A 9,010-nucleotide genomic window follows, 5' to 3' on the forward strand; every position below is an offset into this window, starting at 1 on the left:
GGCCGGACTCACGGCCGAGTTTTTCTCACGGTCGAAAAATTCCCTGATCGTGGCCGCTTTTGCCGCGGGCCTGGGCACCTTTGCCCTGGCCGGGATCCTCTTCGTCTTTTTCGGGTGAGAACCGAAGCCACCATCCCCGATCAGATCAAAGAAGCCTGAGGCTCCAGTTCCAGGTTCCCGGCCGGTCCTTGAGTCGGACTCTCTTGGGCAGTGGTTCGTGCATGGAGACGAGCATGGTGTACCCTGCTTCGAGGAGTTCATTTTCCTGGTCCCGAAGATCGATTCCCCAGTTAGGGTAGACCCAGGTGTCCGGGCCGTACTGGATGATCCAGGATTGTTCGCCCTTGGGGCTGTCGATGGGCACGGCCGTGCGCGGTCTGGAAGGGAGGATGCGGGAGATGGCCTGGGGCCAATGGCCCCGGGTGACCACTCCGAGAGGAATGGGGCTTTGGTCCGAAAGATTCAGGAAGGACTCGCGGTCCAGCTCCGGGCTGACGATGGCCCCGCAACAGCCCAGCTGCCTGACGGCCTCAATGGCCATGGCGTTGGCCAGATTGCAGAAGGGTCCGGCCCAGATGCGGAGGCCCCGTCCCTGGTCGGGAAACAGGGCCATCTGCCAGGGGGAGTTGAGGACAAATCGTTCGGCGTCGACCTTGAGTAGGGCGTTGACGGCTTTTTGCCAGTCGTTTTGCTGGTTCGGCCACAGGACCGGCGGGAGCCACCACCAGATTTTGGCGTACTGCCCACGGGGCATGGGATCAGGCGGGCCGGGCTTGCACCACAGAGCCGCATTGGGGCCTAGGGACTTTGGCGCCTTGCGGAAGAGGTGCATGGTTTCCGGACGCCGCCCGCTCCGAGACCGGAACGGCCTGGGCGTCGGCAGTTTGGGGGTGAAGGATGATTCCCTGGCTGGTTCATCCTTGATCGCGGGCATCCGGTTTTCCATGTCCCTCAGGGCGTCCAGCAATCCTTTTTCCCGGCGGTCGACAAGAAAAACCGAAGTGTTTTTTTCCGGTCTGGCGTCTTTGGGCAGAGAGAGGGGGAAGCGCTTGCCGGCCGGGGAAAAGGCACGGATTCGAACCACGGAGTGGCCGGGCTGGTCTTCGAAGCCGATCCGAAGGGTGTCGCCGGGGAGCAGTTCTTCCCGGGGGCTCAGCCATGGCTTTTGGGGAGTGCCCTGGATGGAGCCGATCATCAGCCCCGAGGCGGTGCGGCCGTCGTTGTCGGTGGGATTTTTGGCCCTGTGGCCGAGAAAATTGAAGTTCGTGCTTGGCCGGCCCAGGGCCCGGTCCAGAAATTCCTGGGCAGATTTCCGAACCTGGGGATCGTCGCTATGGTCTCTAAGCAGTGAATAGGCCTTTACTGTGTGGTAGACGTAATGCGGACCCTTCTTGCGGCCCTCGATCTTCCATGCCTTGATGTTCGGGATGTCGCGGATGGTCTTGACCAAAGGGCCTAGACCGAGATCCTGACAGGAAAAGAAACGACCGTTTTCGCGCCCTTCCCGATAGAGCCGTCGGCAGGGCTGGACGCAGCGACCCCGAAGGCCACTCTTGCCGCCAAGATAGCTGCTCCAATAGCAGCGGCCGGACACGGCGTAGCACAGAGCCCCGTGAACGAAGATTTCCAGTCCGAGACCCTGGGGGCAGGCCCGGGCCATGTCCTTGATTTCGTCCACATCCAGTTCCCGGGGGAGGACGACCCGGTCGGCACCCAGGGCTCTGGCCACGCGCAGCCCCGAAAGAAAACTGACGTTGGCCAGGGTGGAGAAGTGGATTTCGCCCTCGAATCCGGCCTGGCGGGCTAGGTCCGACATAGCCAAGTCCTGGACGATGAGGCCATGGGGTTTGACCATGGCCCGGAGGCGGTCGACGAGACGGCCGATTTTGGATTCCTCGCCGGGTTTGAGCAAGGTGTTCAGGGTCACATAGACCCGGCGGTCCAGATTGCGCGCCAAGGAGGTGAGCCCGGCCAATTCGGCCAGCGAGAAGTTGTCGGCCTCCATGCGGGCAGAAAAATGCTTCAGGCCGCAGTATACGGCGTCGGCGCCGGCGGCCAGGGCGGCCAGAAAGCTTTCGCGGTTGCCGGCCGGGGCCAGGATCTCGGGTCTGGGGTCATTGTTTTGCATAGAGCCAGCAGCGAACCTCGTGGTTGGCCCCCAGGGATATCCATGGCGGGCGGTGGGTGGAGCAGGCGGGGAGCCTTTCTGGGCATCTGGGGTGGAAGCCGCATCCGTCTGGAGGGTGCAGGGGGGAAGGGATTTCCCCTTCGAGGATGGTCGGTTCCGAGGTCCGGTCCGGATCGGGGACCAGGACCGCAGCCAGCAGGGCCTGTGTATACGGGTGGGCCGGGGTGGTGTAAAGGGACGGGCTGGGTCCCTTCTCCACGATTCGGCCCAGGTACATGACCGCCAGATCGTGACTCATGGTCCGGACCACAGCCAAATCGTGGGATATGAAGAGGAGCGTCAGGCCGAGGCTTTTCTGCAGTTCCCTGAAGAGGTTGATGATCTGGGCCTGGATGGAGACGTCCAGGGCCGATACCGGTTCGTCGCAGACGAGAATTTCGGGCTCGAGGGCAAGAGCTCGGGCGATAGACACCCGCTGGCGCTGTCCTCCGCTGAATTCATGCGGGTAGCGGTCGGCGTGGCCGGGCCGAAGCCCTACCTGGTCCATGATTTCGGCGACTCGATTTCGACGTTTGTTGGCAGAGCCGTAGCCGTGGATGATCAGTCCCTCCTCAATGGCCCGGCCGATCTTTTTTCTGGGGTTCAAGGAGGAAAAGGGGTCCTGAAAGATCATCTGAAAGGCCCGTCTGGTGTCTGTGACGGCTTTGCTTCCAGTCCAGGCCGGTCGGTTTCGGTAGAGGACCTGCCCGGCGGTTGGCCTTTCCAGGCCGACGGTCAATCGGCCGAGGGTGGATTTTCCGCAGCCCGATTCGCCGACCAAGCCGAGGGTCCGCCCCGGAGCAAAGTCGAGATCGACCCCGTCCACGGCCAGAAGGGTCTGAGTGGGATTGCCCAGACCCCGGCCGATGCGGTAGGCCCGGGTCAGGTTTTGCAGGCGGACAAGTGGTATGTCGTTCATGGGGCCTCCGCATACAGCCAGCAGCGGACCATGTGGCCGGGTTCGGGTTCGGCGGGGCCTGGAGACTTGGCGGTGCAGACGGTCATGGCCTTGGGACAACGGTCCGAGAAATGGCATCCCCGGGGCAGATTGTGGAGCTCGGGGACCGTGCCAGGGACCGGTTTGAGTGGAGTGTCCGGGGAGGAGTCAAGGCTGGGTAGGGCGTCCAGCAGGCCGACGGTGTAGGGGTGTAGAGGACGTCGGAAGAGATCGCCGGCGGATGCCCGTTCGACGATCCGGCCGGTGTACATGATGGCCACGTCCCGGCAGTTACGGGCCACGACCCCGAGGTCGTGGGTGATGAGGAGCATGGACATTCCCTTGCGCTCCCGAAGGCTACGGAGCAGGGCAAGGATCTGGCCCTGGACGGTGACGTCCAGGGCCGTGGTCGGTTCGTCGGCCACGAGCAGGTCAGGATCGCAGGCCAGAGCCATGGCGATCATGACCCGCTGCCGCATTCCGCCGCTCAACAGATGCGGATAGTCCCTCAGACGTCCTCTGGCCGAGGGAATGCCCACCAGGTTCAGCAGTTCTTCGGCCCTATCCCTGGCCTGATCCCGGTTTAGACCCAGGTGGAGGCGCATGGCCTCGGTCATCTGATCCCCGATGCGCAGCACCGGGTTTAGGGAGGTCATGGGCTCCTGGAAGATCATGGATATGTTCCGGCCCCGGATGGCCCGCATGTCATTTTTCGGAAGGGTCACCAGATCGCGGTCCCTGAAGATGACCTGGCCGGAGGCGATTCGGGCCGGGGGATCGGGCAGGATACGGAGGATGGACAAGGCCAGAAGGGTCTTGCCGCAGCCGGATTCCCCGACCACGCCGAGGGCCTGGCCCGGATCGAGAGTCAGGCTGACTTGGTCCACGGCCCGAACCGATCCCCGAGAGGAAACGAGTTCCGTGGTCAGGTTCCGGATGTCCAGGACCGATTCATTTGGCATAGGTCGAGGCATGAGAGGTGCGGACTCGTTCATGGCCAAAATTGGTACGACAAAGCGGTTCCGAGGACAAGTCGTCGTCAGCTGGGAACAGTTTTTGCGACAAACCAGCTGGCCTCCATGCCGAGCAGTTTTCGTTTCGGTCACGTCGGTGGGCGTACAGAATCCGGCGAACGTTGAACTGAACCAGTCGGTTTTTTTTGCGTCCTGAGGTTCCGGCCCTTGCCGAGGTCGGAGTTCATGCATAGAATTATAGTTAGAAGATTAGGAATTTATTCGCAATTAAAAACTTTATTGACAGCGGGCTGGTTCTGTGTTTCGCTTCATCAATCCGGCAGGTTTTGCCGGAGGAGGGAGGGTGCAATGTTCTGCTGGAGAAAACGCAAGAGATGCGGCCGGGTGTCGGAAAAGGGGGCCTTGCCTCTGACCGAACTGGAGCCGGGACGTTCGGCCCTTGTCGTGGGTGTTGAGTCTTGTGGAAAGCTCATGGGCCGTCTGGCAGCCATGGGCGTTTTACCCGGCAGCATGGTGACGGTTCTTTCCAGCCCTTCGGGAGGGCCGGTTATGATCTCGGTCAAGGGAGACACTTTGTGTCTGGGCCGTAGCATGGCCGATAAAATTCTGGTCGGTGTCTGAGCCGATACCTTGAAACAAGGCGGTCAATGCGAGCCGTCCGGGGAAACCTGGGCGGCTCGCCTGCTTTTGGGCGGATCTATTCGGCCGAAGGAGCGTAGACCCGGAGGAATGACTGGACTTCGGTTACGCCCTCAACGCCCCTCGCGTGGGCGATGGACATGTCGATCTCCTCCTGGGAGCCGACTAGTCCGAGGAGGACGACAGTCTCGCAGTTGACGTGAGTGACGTCCACATTGGTGGACCAGATTCTCTTGTCGGCAATGAGCTCCTTCTTGACTTTGGCCACCACGGTGACCCCATCAACGGTACCGCAGGGGTCGTGGTCGGGGTCGGGTTTCGGTTTCATGTAGGCTGTCACCCGCCCAGCACCCTCTTCATTTTGCGCTATTTCAAGGGCCCGGTCGCGGGCCTCGTCGCTCTCATATTCTCCCACCAGATAGACGTCTCCTAGGTAGACGTAGGGCGTGACGTCCAGAACGCCTACGAGGTCGTCATTCATGAATTTGGTCTGGATGCTGCGCTTGATCTTCTGATCCGCAGTCACGTCCTTTATGTTTCGCTGGTCCACGGCCACGCCGTAGATGGTTCCACACCCGGCTAAGGCCCACAGGGCCCATAGCAGGGTCAAAAGCGACACGATGGTCTGTCGGTTCATGGTGTCCTCGCTTGACATGGTGAGACAATGAATCAGGCCCGGCCACAACAGGTGCCCGGAACGCAACCTTTCCGGGAGGGATGCTCTCCGCAGCAGCCATGGCCTTTGGCATCGGGCACGGACCTGCCGGGCGAACCGGTCAGAGCCGAGGTGGCCGACAAAAGCCGGCCGACCTTGGACGATCCGCAGGCCGGACAGGGCGGTTCGGCATGTCCCGAGAGCTGGATGTCCTCGAATCGATTTCCGCAGGATCCACATTCAAATTCGTAAATGGGCATGGGCGCACCTCCTTGATTGAAATCTTTTGCCGCCCCCTTGGCTCGTTATCGGATCAGGGACAGCCCCTGGTAGACGCTGACGGCCAGGGCAAAGGCGAATACGGTGTTGAAGCCGAGGCTGAACAGGGCCCAGCCCCAGCTTCCGCTTTCCCGGGCGATGGCCACGATGGTCACGAAGCATGGCGCGTAGAGCAGCACGAAGAGCATGAGGCTGACGGCCCGGGGCAGGTCCCAGTTCGGGTCTTTCGAGATCCTTCGGCCCAGGCTTTCGGTCTCGACCTCTCCCTCTCCCAGCGAGTAGGCCGTCCCCAGGGTGGAGATGATGACCTCCTTGGCCGCGAACCCGCCGGTCAAGGCGATGTTGATCTTCCAGTCGAATCCGGCAAGTCGAGAGATAGGCTCCAGGGCGACTCCCAGGCGGCCGGCCATGGAGTGGAGCAGGGCGGCCTGGCCTCGTTCGTTTTCTAAGGCAGTCAGTACCTCTTGATCCGCTCCGTCGGCCTCAAGTTCGGCCGCCCGGATCTCGAATTCCTGGACTCGGGATTCGGGGAGCTGGGGAAATGTCATGGCCGCCCAGATGAGAATGGAGATGGCCAGAATCACCGTTCCGGCCTTCTTGATGTACTCCCACGTCCGTTCCCATGTGTGAATGCACATCCCCCGCAGGGTGGGCCAGCGGTAGGGGGGGAGTTCCATGACAAAGGGCGTGGCCGGGCCCCGGATGACCGTGGAGCGAAGGATTCTGGCCACGACCAGGGCCGCGGCCCATCCGGTCAGGGTGACCACGAACAGGGCCGAGGCCTGATGGGAGGGAAAGAAGATGCCGGACAAAAGGATGAACAGGGGAAGTTTTGCTCCGCAGGTCATGAATGGCGCGGTAAGCAGGGTGGCCAGTTTTTCCCTGGGGGACCGCAGGGTCCGGGAGGCCATGACCCCGGGCACGGCGCAGCCCCCGGCGATGCCACCAGAAACGATGAAGGGCATGACCGAGCAGCCGTGAAGGCCGAAGATGCGGAAGACCCTGTCGAGCATGTAGGCGATGCGGGCCATGTATCCAGAGTCTTCGAGGAAGGCGATGCAAAAGAACATGATGGCGATGAGGGGGACGAAGCCGAGGACACCGCCGACGCCGTCGATGACCCCGGAGACGAGCATGGACCGCAGGAGTCCCGGGGGCATGAGGCCGGTCACGGTGGACCCGAGCCAGGAGAAGAAGGCCTCGACCCAGTCCATGGGAGTCTGGCCGAGGGTGAAGGTCAATTCATAGATGCCGAAGAGCAACAGGGCCATGATGGACGGGCCGAGAAACGTATGGGTCAGGACTTTGTCCATCTGGTCGGACACGGCGATGCGCTGGGCGTGGGTGTCGTGGGTTAGGACCCCTTTGAGGAGCGAGGCGATAAATCCGTACCTATAGTCGGCGATGATGGCCTCGGGGTAGGTGTTCAGGGTCTTTCGGCAATGCTCGGCCACTGTCTTGACCGAGGATTCGAGGACGGCTCCCAAGGCGCCGGCCTTGCGGCCAAGAAGGGTGATTTCCTCGTCACCCTCGAGATACTTGAGGGCCGTCCACCGGGCCGGATACCTATCGGTCAGAAAGGATTCGGCCTCGATTCGGGCGGTCATCTCGGTCAGGACCGGGTCCAGATCCGGTCCGTACGAAATGGTCAGAGGCCTCCAAGGTCGACGGCCTTCTCGGGTCAGTTCGACGATCTCTCGGAGCAGGCGGTTTTTTCCCTGGCCGTGGCGGGCGATGGTTTCCACCACCGGGGCGTGAAGACGTTTGGCCAGGAGATCTGTGTTGAGGGTCATGCCCTTGCTCCGGGCCTCGTCCATCATATTGAGGGCCAGAATCAGCGGGATGCCGAGTTCCAGAAACTGCACGCAAAGATAGAGGTTCCGCTCCAGTGAACCGGCATTGATCACGTCGACCACAGCGGCCGGTCGTTCCTCAGCCAGATAGTTTCGGGCGACCAGTTCCTCCTGGGAATAGGCGGTCAGGGAATAGGTTCCGGGGAGGTCGATCACGTGGATACGAACGCCCTGATGGGCAGCGAAGCCCTCCTTTTTCTCTACAGTCACCCCGGGGTAGTTGCCCACATGCTGGTGGGATCCGGTCAGGGCGTTGAACAGGGTGGTCTTGCCCGAATTGGGATTTCCGGCCAGAGCGATGGTGATCGGCCCGGATTCTCTGGAGGCTTCATTCATCGACATGGACCTGAATGAAATCGGCTTCGTTATTTCGCAGGGTCAGGGTGAAGTCCTTGAGGCGAAGGGCCACGGGATCCTTGAGTGGTGCTCGGCCAATGATCAGGATGGGTGAGCCTGGGACGAGGCCCATGTCCCGAATGCGGCGGCCGAGTTCACCACCGGAAGCGACTTCGGCAATGACGCCGCTCTGTCCGGCCTGCATCTGGCGTAAGGGGATGGTCTTGTTCATGAATTTTGATTTTATTCCGAGGGTCAGATCCGCCGTGTCCTCGGAAGAGTGACAAGGGTTGGAGAAACACGCGGCCTCTGGACGCGCAGGATAGTCCGATCAGGGACCAAGCGGGCCGATTTCTGAGAGGGCGATCCCGTCTTTATTCTGTCCCAGGTTCAGGGCCGGATGGTGACGGACACGCGGTTGCTGTCGTCTTCCCGGACATATTTGATGTGGTCGGCCATGCGTCTGCTGAGCAGGATGCCCAGACCTCCCACGGGGCGTTCGTTTATGTTTTCTTCGGTGTCCGGACCGGGCTGGGTCAGAGGATTGAAAGGCCGGCCCTGATCGACGATGTCGATGGTTAGACTTTCGGAGGCGCGACCGGTGCAGGTCACGGCGACCTCCCCGTCATCGCTCCCTGCATAGGCGTACGACACGACGTTGACCAGGAGTTCTTCCTGAATGAGGTCGATTCGGGAGAGGAACCGGACATCGTCGGACACAGCCTGGGCTCGATCCATAATAAAGTCCCGCAAAGGTTCAAGGGACTCGGGTCGGGCTGGCAGGCGCAAGGTGACCTGCTCGGGATCAGCCGAGCTTGGCGACGGCTTCATCCTGGGTTCCGTAGACCGGGAAGATGGAGGCAAATCCGGAGATGTCGAAGACCTCCTTGACCATACCGGCAAGGCTACAGAACACGATTTGGCCTCCGGCGCCTTTGATCTTCTTGCCTGTCGCCAGGATGCTCCGCAGGCCTGCGCTGCTGATGTACTCGAGATTTTCGAGATCAATGGCTAGAGCCAGATCCCCAGAATCAATGAGTTCGGAACAGCGTTTTTCGAAATCCGGAGCGGTCACGGCGTCCATGCGGCCACTGACCATGACCACGGTGGCGATGCCCTTCTTGGAAGTCTTGATGTCCATGTCTTCTCCTTGGTGGGGGTGAAACGAGA

At 61.3% G+C, this 9,010-nt stretch carries 10 protein-coding genes; 1 reads left to right on the plus strand and 9 read right to left on the minus strand.

Annotation, left to right across the window (positions count from 1 at the left end):
- Window positions 1–145 precede the first annotated feature (145 nt).
- The 3 genes from EOM25_10085 to EOM25_10095 are packed head-to-tail and all read right to left on the minus strand — an operon-like array spanning window position 146 to window position 4,078.
- A complete protein-coding gene (locus tag EOM25_10085; GenBank protein NCC25526.1) occupies window positions 146–2,128 on the minus strand; it encodes a U32 family peptidase in 1,983 nt (660 codons plus the stop codon).
- Window positions 2,115–3,086, minus strand: a complete 972-nt coding sequence (locus EOM25_10090) for an ATP-binding cassette domain-containing protein (GenBank protein NCC25527.1) — start codon at window positions 3,084–3,086, stop codon at window positions 2,115–2,117. Before EOM25_10090 ends, EOM25_10085 begins: the two co-directional genes overlap by 14 nt.
- On the minus strand, window positions 3,083–4,078 hold the full coding sequence (locus EOM25_10095; protein NCC25528.1) for an ABC transporter ATP-binding protein: 996 nt from the start codon (window positions 4,076–4,078) through the stop codon (window positions 3,083–3,085). The genes EOM25_10090 and EOM25_10095 overlap by 4 nt, the downstream gene beginning before the upstream one ends.
- 225 nt (window positions 4,079–4,303) lie before the next feature.
- Between EOM25_10095 and EOM25_10100 the strand changes: the two genes are divergently transcribed.
- Window positions 4,304–4,699: a ferrous iron transport protein A gene (locus tag EOM25_10100; GenBank protein NCC25529.1), complete on the plus strand. Its 396-nt coding sequence runs from the start codon at window positions 4,304–4,306 to the stop codon at window positions 4,697–4,699.
- A 76-nt stretch (window positions 4,700–4,775) separates the two neighbouring features.
- Here the strand turns inward: EOM25_10100 and EOM25_10105 are convergent, their stop codons facing one another.
- From EOM25_10105 to EOM25_10130, 6 genes are all read right to left on the minus strand, one after another.
- Window positions 4,776–5,372 (minus strand): BON domain-containing protein, encoded by a 597-nt coding sequence (locus EOM25_10105; GenBank protein ID NCC25530.1) that lies wholly within the window; start codon window positions 5,370–5,372, stop codon window positions 4,776–4,778.
- A 14-nt stretch (window positions 5,373–5,386) separates the two neighbouring features.
- Window positions 5,387–5,632: a zinc ribbon domain-containing protein gene (locus EOM25_10110; protein NCC25531.1), complete on the minus strand. Its 246-nt coding sequence runs from the start codon at window positions 5,630–5,632 to the stop codon at window positions 5,387–5,389.
- Window positions 5,633–5,677: 45 nt separating this feature from the next.
- Complete coding sequence (gene feoB, locus EOM25_10115) at window positions 5,678–7,840, minus strand: ferrous iron transport protein B (protein ID NCC25532.1); 2,163 nt, start codon at window positions 7,838–7,840, stop codon at window positions 5,678–5,680.
- Window positions 7,833–8,072, minus strand: coding sequence for a ferrous iron transport protein A (locus EOM25_10120; protein ID NCC25533.1), 240 nt, complete (start codon window positions 8,070–8,072; stop codon window positions 7,833–7,835). The genes feoB and EOM25_10120 overlap by 8 nt, the downstream gene beginning before the upstream one ends.
- A 158-nt stretch (window positions 8,073–8,230) precedes the next feature.
- Complete coding sequence (locus tag EOM25_10125) at window positions 8,231–8,671, minus strand: ATP-binding protein (protein NCC25534.1); 441 nt, start codon at window positions 8,669–8,671, stop codon at window positions 8,231–8,233.
- A complete protein-coding gene (locus tag EOM25_10130) occupies window positions 8,646–8,981 on the minus strand; it encodes an anti-sigma factor antagonist (protein ID NCC25535.1) in 336 nt (111 codons plus the stop codon). The genes EOM25_10125 and EOM25_10130 overlap by 26 nt, the downstream gene beginning before the upstream one ends.
- Window positions 8,982–9,010: the final 29 nt, after the last annotated feature.

The sequence above is a fragment of the Deltaproteobacteria bacterium genome (assembly GCA_009929795.1).
Classification (GTDB): domain Bacteria; phylum Desulfobacterota; class Desulfovibrionia; order Desulfovibrionales; family Desulfomicrobiaceae; genus RZZR01.